The sequence below is a fragment of the Calothrix sp. UHCC 0171 genome (genome assembly GCF_034931845.1).
In the GTDB taxonomy this organism is placed as follows: Bacteria; Cyanobacteriota; Cyanobacteriia; order Cyanobacteriales; family Nostocaceae; genus Brunnivagina.
This window is the reverse complement of sequence record NZ_JAYGHN010000029.1, coordinates 9,643-25,638: the sequence shown is the minus strand read 5'-3', so window position 1 is coordinate 25,638 and position 15,996 is coordinate 9,643. Positions and strand designations below refer to the sequence as shown.

Annotated in this window: 14 protein-coding genes; 8 read left to right on the top strand and 6 right to left on the bottom strand. The window is 39.8% G+C overall.

The genetic code is table 11. From position 1 onward, the window contains the following. Positions 1-181 precede the first annotated feature (181 nt). The 3 genes from VB733_RS19640 (at position 182) to VB733_RS19630 (ending at position 2,607) form a co-directional block, all read left to right on the top strand. The gene (locus VB733_RS19640; protein WP_323341745.1) at positions 182-1,453 is read left to right on the top strand and encodes a competence/damage-inducible protein A; all 1,272 of its coding nucleotides are present in this window, start codon (positions 182-184) and stop codon (positions 1,451-1,453) included. A 222-nt stretch (positions 1,454-1,675) separates the two neighbouring features. Continuing rightward, positions 1,676-2,065: an STAS-like domain-containing protein gene (locus tag VB733_RS19635; protein WP_323341744.1), complete on the top strand. Its 390-nt coding sequence runs from the start codon at positions 1,676-1,678 to the stop codon at positions 2,063-2,065. Next, a complete protein-coding gene (locus VB733_RS19630) occupies positions 2,062-2,607 on the top strand; it encodes a type II toxin-antitoxin system VapC family toxin (protein ID WP_323341743.1) in 546 nt (181 codons plus the stop codon). The genes VB733_RS19635 and VB733_RS19630 overlap by 4 nt, the downstream gene beginning before the upstream one ends. A gap of 405 nt (positions 2,608-3,012) precedes the next feature. On the opposite strand, the gene VB733_RS19625 is transcribed toward VB733_RS19630, so the two are convergent. Continuing rightward, positions 3,013-3,561 carry a retropepsin-like aspartic protease gene (locus tag VB733_RS19625; RefSeq protein ID WP_323341742.1) on the bottom strand — a complete coding sequence of 183 codons (549 nt, stop codon included), beginning with the start codon at positions 3,559-3,561 and terminating at the stop codon, positions 3,013-3,015. A 1,546-nt stretch (positions 3,562-5,107) separates the two neighbouring features. On the opposite strand from VB733_RS19625, the gene VB733_RS19620 reads away from it, so the two are divergent. Then, positions 5,108-5,917, top strand: coding sequence for an SDR family NAD(P)-dependent oxidoreductase (locus tag VB733_RS19620; RefSeq protein WP_323341741.1), 810 nt, complete (start codon positions 5,108-5,110; stop codon positions 5,915-5,917). 145 nt (positions 5,918-6,062) lie between these two features. Here the strand turns inward: VB733_RS19620 and VB733_RS19615 are convergent, their stop codons facing one another. Then, on the bottom strand, positions 6,063-7,175 hold the full coding sequence (locus VB733_RS19615) for an S-(hydroxymethyl)glutathione dehydrogenase/class III alcohol dehydrogenase (RefSeq protein WP_323341740.1): 1,113 nt from the start codon (positions 7,173-7,175) through the stop codon (positions 6,063-6,065). 127 nt (positions 7,176-7,302) lie between these two features. Next, complete coding sequence (locus VB733_RS19610) at positions 7,303-8,355, bottom strand: hemolysin family protein (RefSeq protein WP_323341739.1); 1,053 nt, start codon at positions 8,353-8,355, stop codon at positions 7,303-7,305. Positions 8,356-8,718: 363 nt separating this feature from the next. Here VB733_RS19610 and VB733_RS19605 point away from each other — a divergent pair, with 363 nt between their 5' ends. Together VB733_RS19605 and rimM are read left to right on the top strand one after the other, a co-directional pair. Continuing rightward, a complete protein-coding gene (locus VB733_RS19605; protein ID WP_323341738.1) occupies positions 8,719-10,002 on the top strand; it encodes a valine--pyruvate transaminase in 1,284 nt (427 codons plus the stop codon). A gap of 120 nt (positions 10,003-10,122) precedes the next feature. Beyond that, on the top strand, positions 10,123-10,797 hold the full coding sequence (rimM, locus tag VB733_RS19600; protein ID WP_323341737.1) for a ribosome maturation factor RimM: 675 nt from the start codon (positions 10,123-10,125) through the stop codon (positions 10,795-10,797). Positions 10,798-11,041: 244 nt separating this feature from the next. Here the strand turns inward: rimM and VB733_RS19595 are convergent, their stop codons facing one another. Together VB733_RS19595 and VB733_RS19590 are read right to left on the bottom strand one after the other, a co-directional pair. Continuing rightward, positions 11,042-12,226: an NAD(P)H-quinone oxidoreductase subunit H gene (locus VB733_RS19595; protein ID WP_323341736.1), complete on the bottom strand. Its 1,185-nt coding sequence runs from the start codon at positions 12,224-12,226 to the stop codon at positions 11,042-11,044. Between the two features lie 318 nt (positions 12,227-12,544). Further along, on the bottom strand, positions 12,545-13,033 hold the full coding sequence (locus VB733_RS19590) for an ASCH domain-containing protein (RefSeq protein ID WP_323341735.1): 489 nt from the start codon (positions 13,031-13,033) through the stop codon (positions 12,545-12,547). 304 nt (positions 13,034-13,337) lie between these two features. On the opposite strand from VB733_RS19590, the gene rsmH reads away from it, so the two are divergent. Beyond that, the gene (gene rsmH / locus VB733_RS19585) at positions 13,338-14,231 is read left to right on the top strand and encodes a 16S rRNA (cytosine(1402)-N(4))-methyltransferase RsmH (protein WP_323341734.1); all 894 of its coding nucleotides are present in this window, start codon (positions 13,338-13,340) and stop codon (positions 14,229-14,231) included. A gap of 25 nt (positions 14,232-14,256) precedes the next feature. Here rsmH and VB733_RS19580 read toward each other — a convergent pair whose 3' ends face one another. Next, on the bottom strand, positions 14,257-15,114 hold the full coding sequence (locus VB733_RS19580; RefSeq protein ID WP_323341733.1) for an alpha/beta fold hydrolase: 858 nt from the start codon (positions 15,112-15,114) through the stop codon (positions 14,257-14,259). Between the two features lie 184 nt (positions 15,115-15,298). Here VB733_RS19580 and VB733_RS19575 point away from each other — a divergent pair, with 184 nt between their 5' ends. Next, the gene (locus tag VB733_RS19575; protein ID WP_323341732.1) at positions 15,299-15,976 is read left to right on the top strand and encodes a serine/threonine protein kinase; all 678 of its coding nucleotides are present in this window, start codon (positions 15,299-15,301) and stop codon (positions 15,974-15,976) included. The last annotated feature ends 20 nt before the right edge of the window (positions 15,977-15,996 follow it).

The following is a 15,996-nucleotide window of genomic DNA, read 5'->3' as shown; positions in this document are numbered from 1 at the left end:
TGCGCGGACAAAGGGACATGAGGATAAAGAGATATATATTAAGAAGTAGAAAATTTTATTTGTGTCTCCCCCTCTCCGTGTCTTCCCTTCTCCGTGTCTTCCCTTCTCCGTGTCTTCCCTTCTCCGCGTCTCCCCATCTCCCCCTCTCTTCCATTAATCATTGCCCAAAATCAAAAATTCTATGAGTGCAGAAATCATTTGTGTTGGAACTGAATTACTTTTGGGCGATATTCTCAACGGCAATGCCCAATATATTGCCAAAGAATTAGCAAAATTAGGTATTCCCCATTACTATCAAACGGTAGTGGGGGATAATATTGAGAGATTGTACAAAGCAATTGAAATTGCCTGTTCGAGGGCAAAAATATTAATATTTACAGGTGGTTTGGGACCAACACCCGACGATTTGACTTGTGAAGCGATCGCTAATTATTTTAATTCTCCCTTAATTGAACGCCCTGAGATTATTGAAGATATTACTCAAAAGTATGCAGTTCGCCATCGGGTAATGACACCCAGCAACCGCAAGCAAGCTTTAATTCCCCAAGGTGCTGATATTTTACCCAATCCGACGGGAACCGCACCGGGGATTATTTGGCAACCACAGCCGGATTTAATTATTCTCACATTTCCCGGAGTCCCATCGGAAATGCATCGGATGTGGGAAGAAACAGCTGTCTCTTATCTCAAAAGTCAAGGTTGGGGTCAAGATGTTATTTACAGTCGGATGTTAAAGTTTTGGGGTATTGCCGAATCCGCTTTAGCTGAAAAAGTTAGTTCCTACCTGAATTTACCCAATCCCACCGTTGCACCCTACGCCAGTAAAGGTGAAGTGAAATTACGGGTTTCTGCTAAAGCCGTATCTGAATCTGCGGCAGCAGAATTAATTGTACCTGTCGAGCAGCAAATTAAAGATATCGCTGGTTTAGACTATTATGGTGCGAATAACGACACATTAGCTTCGGTAGTCGGTGACTTATTACGACAGACAGGAGAAACAGTATCAGTGGCGGAATCCTGCACTGGTGGGTATTTAGGACAAATGCTCACAGAAAATTCAGGTAGTTCCGATTATTTTTGGGGTGGTGTAATTTCTTACGATAATTCCGTCAAAGTGGGAATGCTGGGAGTTAACCCCAACGATTTAGACAAACATGGGGCTGTTAGTAGTATAGTTGCTGAACAAATGGCGATCGGAGTCAAAACTCGCCTAGGCACAACTTGGGGAATAAGTATCACCGGAATTGCAGGACCTACTGGAGGAAGCGAAACAAAGCCAGTCGGTTTAGTGTACATTGGATTGGCAGCAGCAAATGGAAATGTCTACAGCTTTGAAAATCAATTTGGGGCTATGCGAGGACGCAGTTTAATTCGCCACTTCAGTGCATGTACAGCATTAGACATATTACGACGAAAGTTGATCAAGAATAAGCAGCGATGTCCAGGCTTGTAATACAACTGCACGGCACTGCTCTTCGTCAAAGTCATGCAGCTTGTTGCTGCTTACAGTCGAAACAATTACCTAAAGGGGATTTATTCCTGTACTTCTCTCCTTTATATTTGTTTACGTTTTTTGAAATCTTTTACTTTTTTTAATCTTGTACTGTGAGAACTAAAATAAAACGACATATCGAGTTAAGATGGTAAGTTGAAAATGGTATCATCCGTTTCTAAAATGAATCGCTTCATATCTTCCCCTACTTATAATGACAATACAATTTTGATTTGCGTTACAGATGTTCTTGGAGACAATTACTGTATTGTTTGTGAGGATGGTAAGCGAATCTACGAACACATCGCCAAAGCTTTAAAAGCTGGGAAGAAGGTTTGTCTCTCCTTTCAAGGTGGTGAAGATATTACATCAGCATTTTTGGCAGAAGCCTTTAGTCGGCTATATACAAATTTCTCGGAAGAGCAAATCGAAAGTAATTTGAGCCTTACTGGCATTAACGCTGAAGATGCTGCTGATATTGAATGTGTTATTAAAGATGTCAAAGACTATCTACATAACCCACAGAAGTTTAAAAATGCGATCGCAGAATTTATGGGTGAAGATTCGCTATGACCAAACTAGTTTATCCCATCGAAAATTATCACTTTAGCTCGCATGATGGGGTACTATTTGATGCAAACATATGGATGTACATTTATGGTCCGCCCAGTCACATATCTTCACAATATAGATATGCATATACTTCGGCTTTACGGAGAATTCGTGGTGCGGGTTGTCAAATCATACTTGATGCTTTGGTGTTATCGGAATTTATTAATGCCTATGCCAGATTTTTCTATAACAAATTACCTTCAGATTTAAAACCAGGTGACTTTAAGTTATTTCGTAACAGTTCCCATTTTAAACCGGTGGCGGAGCAAATAGCCCGACGTGCCAGGAAAATTTTAGAAAAGTCTGAGCCAGCAAAAAGTAGATTTGAATCGGCAGAAATTGGCTCAATATTAAGCGAATATGCGGGTGGAGAAGCTGATTTTAATGACCAAGTATTAGCTGAGTTATGTAGAGCTAATAATTTAAAATTGGTGACACATGATGCAGATTTTAGCGGCACAAATCTAACTATTCTAACAGCAAATCCCAGACTACTTGCTTAATATGATTTTGTTGAGCTTGTTGTCGAATTTTGCCTTTCTTGATTTGGCGATTAATTTTTGACTCTCAGTATTTATCACCTTATATCATCGCGTTCTTCTAGTATATCCTGAGTACGAAGAAAAACGCGGTAATTTATTTCTATAACTACCAGACTCACAAGAGAATAATTTTAGCTATTATACAAGTTATACAAGGTAAATACTACTTTAGTTAGAAAAAAATATGTATCTTTGGAGCGAAGAGATACATAAATATTCTTTATATTCTAGTAAATGTCAATTCACGCTATAGCCACTTCACGTAAGTTATGAGTTATGTAATCTATCGTGACTCATAACTATTTTTTTATTTGATCATCCTTAAATTTTGAGTTCCCAGAAACGAAGCACTACAGAAAACTAAATTTAACGGCGATGAAACTCAACTTGCTTTTCTAAAATTTTCACATCATAATTTTCAAAAAAGTCATGACCTAATAATCCAATATCAGCTTTTGGCGCGATCGCAACTTCGATATTATTAGCAATTAAACCATTAACTGCGATCGTTTTAATCACACTAGTCTTAAATTCGATTTGGCTACCATCAGCAATACTCGCATTTAAGGTTCCAGAAGGCTTGAGTTTCAATGCTTTTGCCATTTCCTGAGTAATCAATGTACCGCTCGCACCAGTGTCAAGAATCATTTCAAAAACTTGATTGCCATTGAAAGTAACATCAATTACTGGGGTTTTCGCACTGCGGCGCTTGATAGGGACGCGAAAAACTGTACTTTGTGTGCTGTTTGGTTGCGAAACTCCGCATAATTTGCCTAGATTCACAGTTCTACCCGATGATGTCACCATAAAACAAGCGCCTGGGTCTTCTGCTGTTGCTGCTGATGGTAAAGTTAAAGCAATTATCACAGGTAAAATAGCAGGAATTACAACTCTCGGTTTCCTAGCAGCCTTCATTTTCTGGGTTTCTCCTCATATCGCCTCTAGAGTTAGAATACCCAATGCGTAAAAAAAAATAATGATTTATCAAAAACTTTGCACATTTTAGTCAAATTGAGGTGGGCAATTTACTAAACCTACATATAACGCACCCACTCACAGAGGGTACTGACTATAGTTTCTTCGGATTCTATATTTAATTTTTGGATCTAATTTTTGAATCTAATTTTTTTAATTAAACCTAAATCTAATTAAATTATTTTTATACTCCTGCGACTGAATGAAACTTCAGTAAATTCCGTATTTGTGCTGAAGCAATATCCTCAATTATTGATGTTATCGGAGATATGAGGCATAGTTTTGAGTGTAAACACAGGTATAAATAAAATTATCAATTCAATCCTAAATTAAATCATCAATCCAAGCACAAAAAGTAAATAAGGTTAGTGTCGCTGATTATTAAGCATTAATAAGCATTGATAATTTCTAATAACCTTATATGACCTGCTACTAAATAGATAAGATTGTTACTATTGTTACCATTCCTGTAACTAGCGATCGCTTTCATAATCTTGAACTTTTCTCATAAATCTGCAAATCAAAAAAAACATCTTATCTAGTGCTATTTAGACCTATTGACAAGCTTTTTAGATATTTATTAGTCAATACTACATCCCCAAATTTATGAATATATTATATCGAAGTGTAACAATTACACCTTTTTACTAATATTTGTTGCAAGCTGTTGATCCCATTGCTAGCGTATGCAAGTAAGGTCTTTGTTGGTAATTTCCTTTACAAAGGAGGTACATTATCCATGCAAAACATTGATTTTTTGTTGACACCCACTAGCTGGACTTCTGATATGGATGATCTAATCAAGTTTGGGTATTGGATTCTACTTTACTAACATCTTTAATTACCTTGAAACTGCTATGGGATTGTCTAGACAAATTCCAAACGGAGTGTTTAGTTGGGGAATTCACTGAAATTGGGAACCGTAGAACCACTATATATTGACATTTGTCTGATGGATTCATCACTTTAATTCAATTCACTGGTAATTTGACTAAAAAGCATTGTTACGTTTGGATTTACCACTGCTAATTACAGACCATTTCTCTGGGATATACTGCTTGCAAAATGTTTAATTTTTACTGCTGTCAGTGCAGTTCTGGGCAATTTTTATTCTTTTGCAAGAAGTCTCATCGATTCAACCTATTCCCCTGCTGATACCAATTCGCAATGCTCCCTGCGGGAGAGCTAACGCTAACGCAATACTCGCTCCGCGAGAAGCAAGCTACGCAATGCTTCCTTCGGAAGAGCTTCGCTAACGCAATTAAAAAACTTAGATGCAGCAAAGCTTTCAGGATTTGCATCTGTATCAGATTTTTCGTGGAATGGTATGACAGGTGAAGACTTTAGATGTGGGGTAACGACCTACACACAACACTCACCAGACATTGTTCTTGCCTTTGCCTGTATACATCTCTACAACAAAGCCTAAAAAATTACTCGGCAGTACAAGCAATGCGGTGACACATCAAATTTGGAGGTTATAGCTATGGATATTCAAGGAAAGACGGCTCTAGTGACTGGAGCATCTCGCGGGATTGGACGTGCGATCGCCCTTTCGTTGGCAAAGCAGAATGTGAAGCGCTTGTTGTTAGTTGCTCGAAATCGTCAACGGTTAGCTGAAGTTGCGGCGGAAATCGAAGCCCTGGGAACAGAAGTGGTACTTCTACCTTTAGATGTGACTCAGATAGTGGAAGTAAATATTGCGATCGCCCAAGCTTGGAGAGATTACGGACCAATTCATCTACTTGTCAACTGTGCTGGAGTTGCACACCAAACTCCATTTTTAGAATCCAAGTTATCGCAAGTCCAAGAAGAACTGGAAACGAATTTAGTCGGGATGTACTCCATCACTCGCTTAGTTGCACGACGAATGGTAAGACAAAGACAAGGAGTCATTGTCAATGTTTCTAGTTTGATGGGCAAAGTCGCCGCTCCGACAATGGCAACTTACTCTGCAACCAAATTTGCGATCGTTGGATTCACGCAAGCTTTGCGGGGTGAACTCGCAGCACACAACATCCGTGTTCTAGGGTTACTGCCATCGCTTACCGATACGGATATGGTGAGGGATTTAGAATGGTTCCGTTGGGTTGTTCCCATGACTACTCAACAGGTAGCGGATGCACTAATTGACGGATTGCAAAAAGAGTCATCGGAAATATTAGTAGGTTGGCAAAGTCATTTAGCAGTTTGGTGTAATCGCGTTGCCCCTTGGCTCTTGGAGAAAATTTTACTCATGTCTGCACCATTATCTGGCGATCGCCGGAAATACTATCCACGACTACGAAGAGCATAATCACAATTCCCAATACTTGTTCTGCGTAGAGGTGAAGCTAAAAGCGACAAGAAAATAGGTATCTTAATTATTCATATCCCCGAATTCTTCACAAATTTGGGGATAATCATGATTCCAAAATTATTGATGAAGGGCAATATTTCAGCTAATCAAATGTGACAACACTACGAATTGATTCTCCTTGATGCATCAATTCAAAAGCATCATTTATCTTTTCAATTGGCATCACATGGGTAATTAAATCATCAATATTTATCTTTCCATCCATATACCAATCGACTATTTTCGGTACATCTGTACGTCCTCTCGCACCACCAAATGCACTCCCTTTCCAAACCCTCCCCGTGACTAATTGAAAGGGGCGAGTGCGAATTTCTTCACCCGCAGCCGCAACACCAATAATCACACTGACACCCCAACCTTTGTGACAACATTCCAATGCTTGACGCATCACATTGACATTACCAATACATTCAAAAGAATAGTCAGCACCACCCTTAGTTAAATCGACTAAATAAGCAACAATATCACCATTAAGTTCCTGGGGATTGACAAAATGCGTCATCCCAAATTTTTCTGCCAAGGCTTTTCTTCGGGGGTTAATATCAACCCCAACTATCATATTTGCCCCTACCATTTTTGCTGCTTGGATGACATTTAAACCAATTCCACCCAAACCAAAAACAACTACATTTGCACCTGCTTCGACTTTGGCTGTATTAATTACCGCGCCAACACCAGTTGTGACACCACAACCGATATAACAAACCTTATCAAAGGGTGCATCTTCGCGAATTTTCGCAACAGCGATTTCCGGTAAAACTGTGTAATTAGCAAAAGTTGAAGTTCCCATATAATGGTGAATTTTCTCACCACCAATCGAAAAGCGACTCGTACCATCAGGCATCACACCTTTACCCTGAGTCAACCTAATTGCCTGACACAAATTAGTTTTTTGACTGAGACAATATTCGCATTGTCGGCATTCTGGAGTATACAAAGGAATAACATGGTCTCCAACTTTGAGACTTTTGACATCCTTACCAACTTCGACAACAATACCCGCACCTTCATGTCCTAGTATGGCAGGAAATAAGCCTTCGGGGTCTTTACCTGAAAGCGTATAAGCGTCGGTATGACAGACACCACTGGCTTTAATTTCGATTAAGACTTCACCAGCTTGAGGATTTCCTAAATCAACGGTTTCAATAGTTAACGGTTTACCTGCTTGGTAAGCCAATGCTGCTTTAACTTTCACTCTTTGCTTTCCCAATTCCCTATTTTTGAGTTTATAACAGAAACGGTTAAAACAATCCGCAATTCGTAATACCCCTCCAAGGAAGCATATTGCGTTAATTACCGCTCTAGCTAATTACCAATCCCCTCTATTTCAAATATGAACAGTCAACATTCATAGATTGGAATATTCTTTCTCGCTTTTTGCGGGCAATTTCTCGCAAGTCAACATTTCTATCCGTCTCATCGACGATTTCACCAGTAATCAGTTCCAGCACATCTTCCAAAGTAACTACACCAGCGACGCTACCATATTCATCTATAACTACGGCTAAATGTTCACGAGCTTCTATGAAGTTTTTCAGCAGTCTATCTGCATGAATTAATTCAGGAACAAAACGGACTTTGCGGACAAGTGTAGCGACTTTGTGATTTTGATTCCCTTCAATAATCGCAGTGAGTAATTCCTGTTTTAAACTAAAGCCCATGACTTGATCAATCGAGTTGTCCGTGATTATGATCCGCGTATGCTGGGAAGCGATAATCTCGGTTTTAGCTTCCGCGATCGTCAGATTACCGTTAATATGTGTCACGATGATGCGGGGAGTCATGAGGTCAGCAGCTACCACATCATTGAGCCTAAATACCCTCTGAATCATTTCTGCCTCATCTCTGGCAATAATCCCCTCTTGTTGACCAATATTTGCCAACAGCTTGATTTCTGCCTCGTTAGTGGTAGGTCTTCTTTTGCCTTTAGAGAACGGTGCAGTCACGTTTTCTAAAATCCATACTAGGGGTGTAAAGGCAATAGACAGTCCAGTAATAGGTATGGCTGTTACCAGGGCAATTGATTCACAATAACGTTCTCCCACGGTTTTGGGAATAATTTCCCCAAAGATGATAATCAAAAACGTCAAAACAGCCGAAAATACACCCAACCATTCCGATCCTAAAGCGTTAGTGACAACGCCACCTATAACGATACTGCCAATAATATTGAAGACGTTATTAAGAATCACAATGGTTGCAATTGGTCGATTCATATTTTCCCGAATTGCCAACAGTGCAACGGCAGAAGGGTTATTTGATTGGGCTAATTGTCTTACCCTGAGACTAGAAACAGAAAAAAGCGCCGTTTCTATACTAGAACACAACGCTGAACCTATAATTACAATAAAGATGGTAGTTATTAGCTGTAGCATAAGGCTTCCCAAGATAGGGAATGAATGTATCTCCTCATTAATGATTTTTGATTATGACTTAATATTCGCTGTGCTGGCATTCCTCTTCGGGAAATTCAAAATACCCTACGGGTTTACGTAGTGTTCCGTAGAAAAGCAAATGACAAAATTCCAAATTAAGAACTCCAGAGCCTACAACTTTAATAAAAATAGGCATAAATGTTGTTAGAGAAGCAAGTAAAAACTATGCGATCGCATTCGCTAAGTTTTCCTAACCATTATAGTCAGTTAAATCTTTATCTGATAGACATCTCATCCCATATCTCGCTAAATTGGTAGATACAGCAATCTTCAACTATTAAATTAATCAAACTCTCACAGCTTATGAATCCTGCCCTGACAAAAATTGGCGCTCAAATGTCCAACTTAACTGGCGTTCGAGCTATTATGAAGGACATTATCGAAACATTGCGAGCAGGCACGGGGCAGCAATTTATTAATTTAAGTGCGGGAAATCCGTTGATTTTGCCAGAAGTTGAGCAATTATGGCGCGATTGCACTGTTGATTTATTAAATAGCTCAGAATACGGTGAAGTTGTTTGTCGTTACGGTTCTTCTCAAGGCTACGCACCGTTAATTGATGCGATTGTGAATGACTTTAACCAACGCTACGGCTTAAACCTCAACGATAAAAATATTTTAATTACTCCTGGTAGCCAAACACTCTATTTCTACGCTGCCAATGCTTTTGGTGGTGACACCGAATCAGGTACTTTGAAAGAAGTTGTTCTTCCTCTTAGCCCAGATTATACGGGTTATGGTGGTGTCGCCCTCTCTCCAGAATCTTTAATCGCTTACAAACCAGCCTTAGATATTGACGCACCTGCACATAGGTTTAAATATCGTCCCGACTTTAGTCAATTATCAATTAATGAAAATACTGGTTGCGTAATTTTCTCCCGTCCATGTAATCCTACGGGCAATGTTTTGACTGATGATGAGGTACATAAAATAACTGCATTAGCTGCACCACATGACATCCCAGTATTTATCGATTCAGCATACGCTCCACCATTTCCTGCATTGAATTTTACCGAAATGACACCAATTTTTGGCGGTAATATTATCCACAGCATGAGTTTATCAAAAGCCGGTTTACCTGGCGAGAGGATTGGGATTGCCATTGGTGATGAGCGAGTCATTCAAGTTTTGGAATGCTTCCAGACAAATATGTGTATCCACCCATCGAGATATGGACAAGCGATCGCATCTCGTGCAATTAATTCAGGTAAGTTGGCGCAAATTTCGGAAACTGTAATTCGCTCCTTTTATCAAAATAAATTTACGATTCTGGAAAATGCTTTAGATGCGGTAATGTCAAAGGATTTACCCTGGTTTTTACATCGCGGTGAAGGAGCTATTTTCGCTTGGCTGTGGCTGAAGGATTTACCCATAACTGATTGGGAATTTTATCAAAAACTCAAACAAGTGGGTGTGATTGTCGTTCCTGGAAGTTCTTTCTTCCCCGGCTTGCGGGAAGATTGGCAGCACAAGCATGAGTGTTTGCGAATTAGTTTAACAGGTAGTGACGAGGAAATTGCGATCGCTATGCAAAAGTTAGCGAAGGTTGCTGAGGAAGTTTATCATGGTGCTGCTGTGGGTGCTTAATTTAATTAAAAGCTAAATCGTCAAAGCGAAGTCAAGCCAAATCTATAGGCACAGGCTGATTTTGGCAAAGTTCAACATAAATTTAAACATAAATTCAAGATGAAAGGAAAGATTAGAGATATGAAGGAGAAAAAAGAGACACAGGAAAAAGCTAAACAACCTGGGCAAGCCAAAAAAGTAAATCAGCAAAAATCTTCTTCCCCAACTCTCCCTTTATCACCCTCTCCTTCCCTGCCTACTCCCATTCCTGATGGCTATTTAGAAATTGGTACAATTGTTGCTCCGCAGGGATTAAATGGAGAAATGCGCGTATATCCAGACACAGATTTCCCGGAAAGGTTTGAGGTTCCTGGAATGCGTTGGTTACTACCTCCTCATACTTCCCAACCACAGGAAATAGAATTAATTTCGGGGAGATATGTAGAGGGAAAAAACATTTATATAATTGAACTAGAGGGCGTAAAAAATCGCAATCAAGCTGAAGAAATGCGCGGTTGTAAAATGTTAGTATTAGAAAGCGATCGCCCACATTTGGAAGAAGGGGAATATCACATTTTAGATTTAGTTGGTTTACAGGTTTTTATCCAAGAGTCGGGAGAATGTATTGGTACTGTCGTGAATTTGATTCCTGCGGGAAATGATTTATTGGAAGTTAAATTACACGCAACCAGTGACAAGAAAAAAGCAAAAAACCTTTTAATTCCCTTTGTTAAAGAAATCGTTCCTGTCGTAGATATAGCAGCAGCTAAAGTAGAAATTACTCCCCCAGAAGGATTATTAGAAATTAATGATTAATGATTAATTATTTATACTGATTAAATCTCATATTAATCTTTAATTTGAAATATAAAAATCATATCTGAACAGAACCAAAATAATCAAAATAAAAAAGATGAGTATAATACCCACCTTTTGATATAAAAACCTATTGGATATCAGTTGGGAATTACAATTTTTAAAATGGGTATTTCACAACTTTCAAAATCCCAAAATTAAAAATATTTAAAGACGCGATATCTCGCGCCTCTACAATCCCAAATTATCGATCAACCGACCCCATAATCACGTCAATACTACCGAGAATTACCACAATATCTGCAACCTTCATCCCCCGTAATAAATGCGGCAAAATTTGCAAATTATTGTAATCAGCCGGACGAATCTTAAACCGCCAAGGGAAGACATTATCATCACCAACCATATAAATTCCCAACTCACCCTTACCGCTTTCAATCCGCGCATAGGCTTCACCCTTGGGAATCTTAAACGTTGGCGAAACCTTCTTAGCAACAAACTGGTAATCAAACCCGTTCCATTCCGATTTTGCCCCTTCCATCATCCGCTTGGCTTCGAGATTCTCGTATGGACCACCAGGAAGTCCCTGAAGAGCTTGGCGGAGAATTTTCACGGATTCACGCATTTCTCGCATCCGCACCACATAGCGCGCCATACAGTCGCCAGCAGTTTCCCACTGTATATCCCAATCAAAATCATCGTAGCATTCATAATGGTCAACTTTCCGCAAGTCCCACTTCACGCCAGAAGCGCGTAGCATTGGACCAGAAAGTCCCCAATTAATCGCCTCATCGCGGGTAATCACACCAATACCTTCAATCCGGCGACGGAAAATTGGGTTATTTGTCACCAATTTTTCATACTCGTCAATTTTAGGGACAAAATATTCGCAGAAATCCAAGCATTTGTCTACCCAGCCGTAGGGTAAATCTGCGGCGACACCACCAATGCGCCAATAATTGTTATTAACCATACGGTAGCCGGTTGCAGCTTCCCACAGGTCATAAATCATTTCCCGTTCGCGGAATTGATAAAAGAAGGGAGTTTGCGCCCCTACGTCAGCCAGGAAGGGACCAAACCATAATAAATGGTTAGCGATGCGGTTCAATTCCAGCATAATCACGCGAATGTAGCTAGCGCGTTTGGGAACTGTAATCCCCGCAATTTTTTCCGGTGCGTTTACCGTCACAGCTTCATTAAACATTCCCGCAGCATAGTCCCAACGACTCACGTAGGGAACATACATAACTGTGGTGCGGTTTTCGGCGATTTTCTCCATTCCCCGGTGCAGATAACCAATTACGGGTTCACAGTCGATACAATCCTCACCATCGAGGGTGACTATCAACCGCAAAACTCCGTGCATTGAGGGATGGTGTGGTCCCATATTTAACACCATCGGTTCTGTGCGAGTTTCAATTCTTGCCATAAATGTTCATGTTCTCCGTTTGTCAAAATATAAAATTGAATCGCTCAGAAGCCAAGCCAGTCGATGACGTGTCTAGCTGATTCGCCATCAGTGCCCTTATCAATTTACCTTGGAGAGAGGGTGGCAGTTGCCGGATGCGATTAAATGTTTGTTTTTGCTGCACATATACAATTATATGGATTATTTAGATATTGAATTTTAGATTCGGAATGAGAGATTTGACTTTTGGCGCGTAATCAGAGAACTCCACGAAAAAGAATGTCCAGTAGCATCTGAACGCAATATAGTAAAGGCAAGTTGCCTATCTGTCTACAATACTTATCCTTCAACTTCCAATTCCTTAAGCATCAACTGAACCTCTTCAAAAGCATCAATCTGTGCTTCATCTTTGGCAACCCAGTATCGGAAAGTGCCCTTAATTCCTAGCAATGGCTCTTCCAAGACGTAGGGGTTGTCAAATACATGCCCGTAGATTTGCTTGCCGCCATACTGCTCCACAGCTTCACTATATGGAACTTCCCAGCAGTGTTTCTCAAAATCTTCTTCCCAAGTTTTATCATTGTAAGCCTTGCAGTCCACTAAAGTAGCAAAGCCTATAATCGCGCTTTTGGGGCATTCCTCTAGAGTCAATCCCCACTCTTCAAAGCTTCCATCATAAGCTTTACTGGAACTACAATGCAGCAATACCACACCTCGATAATATTTCTCTTCCCAGTTACGAATCTCGATAGTTTTGTTACCTGTTGCAATTAGATAAGGATAAGCACCAGCAATGCTGAATCCTCTCAATTCCGTATCTTGATTCATTGGTTTTTCTCTGGGATTAACTTTATGTACACACGTAATAATACACACCACTATTTTTGTTTTCAGTATTATTCCATAGAAGTTTTTAGAGTTAAGCTGATGTGCAGTTAAATTGTATAAAGCGAAAATATGAATTTATGTAGTGGGAGAGGAGTTTCCAGGGAGATGTTCTTCACGGAAAACTCCGGGGCATCCTGCCCGCTTTATCTATTATTCATTTATCTGGATTTATCTGGATTTTTCTAAGATTATCTCAGGAAGAGTTACAATTAAATGCTGCTATATTTGCCATCATCTTGTTTGAATGACTTCTGATTCCTCCCAGCCGCTAGATACCCAACAACCAACATTTTCCCATACTCCCGTCTTACCAAAAGAAGTCATCGAAGGTTTGCAGATTCAAGCCGGGGGACATTATTTAGATGCAACTGTTGGGGGTGGAGGGCACAGTCGATTGATTTTAGAAGCTGCAAGTGATGTACTAGTAACAGCACTCGATCAGGATGAGGAAGCTTTAGCGGCAGCGAGGCAAGAATTAGCGGAGTTTGGCAATCGGGTAAAATTCATCCACTCGAATTTTGCAACCTATAATTACCCAGCAAATACTTTTGCCGGAATTCTCGCCGATTTAGGTGTGAGTTCCTATCATCTCGATACACCGGAACGGGGTTTTAGTTTCCGCAATGAAGGTAATCTCGATATGCGGATGAATCGTCAACAATCCCTAACAGCAGCAGATGTAATCAACAATTGGACGGAAGCTGATTTAGTCGATATTTTCTTTCGCTATGGAGAGGAAAGACTCTCTAGACGCATCACCAGACGCATTCTCGAAAAACGCCCCTACCAAACAACTAAACAATTAGCTGATGTCATTGCTGGTTCCGTTCCACCCAAATATCGCTATGGGAGAATTCACCCCGCCACCCGGATTTTTCAAGCCTTACGCATCGCCGTCAATGATGAATTGGGAGTGTTAGAACAGTTCTTAGCAAAAGCACCACTAGCACTTGTACCTGGGGGGAGATTGGTAGTAATCAGCTTCCACAGTTTAGAAGATCGGATAGTTAAGCATAGTTTGCGTGAATCGTCAACAGTCAATGTGGTGACAAAAAAACCAATTATTGCTCAGGAAGAAGAGATAATTGAGAATGCGCGATCGCGATCGGCAAAATTAAGAATTGCCCAAAGGAACTAAGTAATTTAATGTTAATTATTAATTTTTATTTATACACTAAAAACCCATTAATTGCATCTATTAAAGCTTCAGGTTCATCAGCCCGGATTAAATGACCACTATTTTCAAAAATCCTCAAATCAGCATTCGGAATTCCCCTAGCAATTTCTTCCGAAAACTCCGGCGCACAAATCCAATCATGCCTACCACCGATTACTAAAGTCGGTGCAGTAATTTTGTTTAATTGGTTAAGCACATCATAAGTTCTTAAAAATCCACCAAAAGCAATATTTATTGCATCAACAGAAAGAATTTTATCATCCCAAATTTTGACAGATGTATTCGGGTCATGCTTGAGTGAATACATCGAAGCCATTATTTTAAAATAATCCCGCAATTGCTCCTCATTTTCAAAATTCCCTTCCCAAAGTCTTTGAGCAATTTGCTTTTGTGCTTCGCTTCCCCGTACTGCTAAAATTTGCTGCGCCCGTTCCAAAAAGCGATAACTTCCACTACTCGCAATAATAATTAGATGTGAAACATTCTGGGGATATTTTACTGCATAGGATAATGCCACCATCCCACCATAGGAAGTACCCAAGACAACAATTTTCTCCAAGCCCAAATACTTCCGTAATGCTTCCATATCCTCAACATTATTGTCCAGAGTATAGGTTTCCTTGGCACCACGCGCCGATCTTCCTTGTCCCCGATGATCGAAATATACTAGTTGTAACCTGCGTGTCAATGCTGAAAATGTCGGTTTATAACCAGTATGATCAGCACCAGGACCACCGTGTATCAAAAAAGCCACAGGTTGAGTATAGGTTTGAGAACCATTCACCACCACACTACAACCTTCAATATCAAAGAAAATTTCTGTATTCCGAATTTTTGCCAGCATCTTAAGTAAAAGCTAATTCAAAAACTAAGTTTAATTAATTATCACGTTAGAAGATAGAAGTGAAATTATCAGGTCAAAAATTGATACATCCTTGACTGCGACAGATAACAAAGTTTAGATGTTGTGTATATTGGGACTTAGCCAAATTTAAATAACTGTTTATAAATATAAATGAAAAATTTTTATGAATTCTGATGTCGAAAAACTCGTAGAATCTGTTTTCCAGAACCTACTTCCCGAAATCCAGATTAAAAGTATACACCCTCATGACCCTGTAGATGTTCAGAATATACCCGATTGTTGGGAACTTTTGGGGGCAGGAAACTATGCTGCGGTGCTATACCATGTCAATTACTCCGATTATGTTGTCAAGATTTATGCACCCACCCGCCCAGGGTTTGAAGAAGAGGTGGAAGTATATCGTCGTTTGGGTTCACATCCAGCCTTCTCTGAGTGTTTTTTTGCTAAAGATGGTATTTTAATTTTAAAGCGGTTATATGGTATTACCCTCTATGATTGCATTCAGCGTGGCTTGAGAATACCCAAGCAAGTCATGAAAGATATTGATAAAGCTTTAGAATATGCCCGTAGTCGTAATCTCTATCCCCATGATATCCACGGTCGTAATGTCATGATGTATCACGGTAGGGGATTAGTTGTCGATATATCAGATTTTCTTCACCAAGAAAAATGCTCGAAGTGGAATAACTTGAAAAGAGGATATTACTGGTTTTATCGTCCGATTATTTCACCACTGAAATTACGAATCCCTAATTTCCTACTCAATGCAGTTCGCAAAATATATCGAATCGCAACGTTAGTAAAAAAATACATACAGCAAAAATTAGGGATTGGGAAGTGAAGGAGATGGGGAGATGGGGA

Coding starts and splice junctions, on each gene's coding strand:
- VB733_RS19640 (WP_323341745.1), top strand. CDS start 182: ATGAGTGCAGAAATCATTTGTGTTGGAACTGAATTACTTTTGGGCGAT.
- VB733_RS19635 (WP_323341744.1), top strand. CDS start 1,676: ATGAATCGCTTCATATCTTCCCCTACTTATAATGACAATACAATTTTG.
- VB733_RS19630 (WP_323341743.1), top strand. CDS start 2,062: ATGACCAAACTAGTTTATCCCATCGAAAATTATCACTTTAGCTCGCAT.
- VB733_RS19625 (WP_323341742.1), bottom strand. CDS start 3,561: ATGAAGGCTGCTAGGAAACCGAGAGTTGTAATTCCTGCTATTTTACCT.
- VB733_RS19620 (WP_323341741.1), top strand. CDS start 5,108: ATGGATATTCAAGGAAAGACGGCTCTAGTGACTGGAGCATCTCGCGGG.
- VB733_RS19610 (WP_323341739.1), bottom strand. CDS start 8,355: ATGCTACAGCTAATAACTACCATCTTTATTGTAATTATAGGTTCAGCG.
- VB733_RS19605 (WP_323341738.1), top strand. CDS start 8,719: ATGAATCCTGCCCTGACAAAAATTGGCGCTCAAATGTCCAACTTAACT.
- rimM (WP_323341737.1), top strand. CDS start 10,123: ATGAAGGAGAAAAAAGAGACACAGGAAAAAGCTAAACAACCTGGGCAA.
- VB733_RS19595 (WP_323341736.1), bottom strand. CDS start 12,226: ATGGCAAGAATTGAAACTCGCACAGAACCGATGGTGTTAAATATGGGA.
- VB733_RS19590 (WP_323341735.1), bottom strand. CDS start 13,033: ATGAATCAAGATACGGAATTGAGAGGATTCAGCATTGCTGGTGCTTAT.
- rsmH (WP_323341734.1), top strand. CDS start 13,338: ATGACTTCTGATTCCTCCCAGCCGCTAGATACCCAACAACCAACATTT.
- VB733_RS19580 (WP_323341733.1), bottom strand. CDS start 15,114: ATGCTGGCAAAAATTCGGAATACAGAAATTTTCTTTGATATTGAAGGT.
- VB733_RS19575 (WP_323341732.1), top strand. CDS start 15,299: ATGAATTCTGATGTCGAAAAACTCGTAGAATCTGTTTTCCAGAACCTA.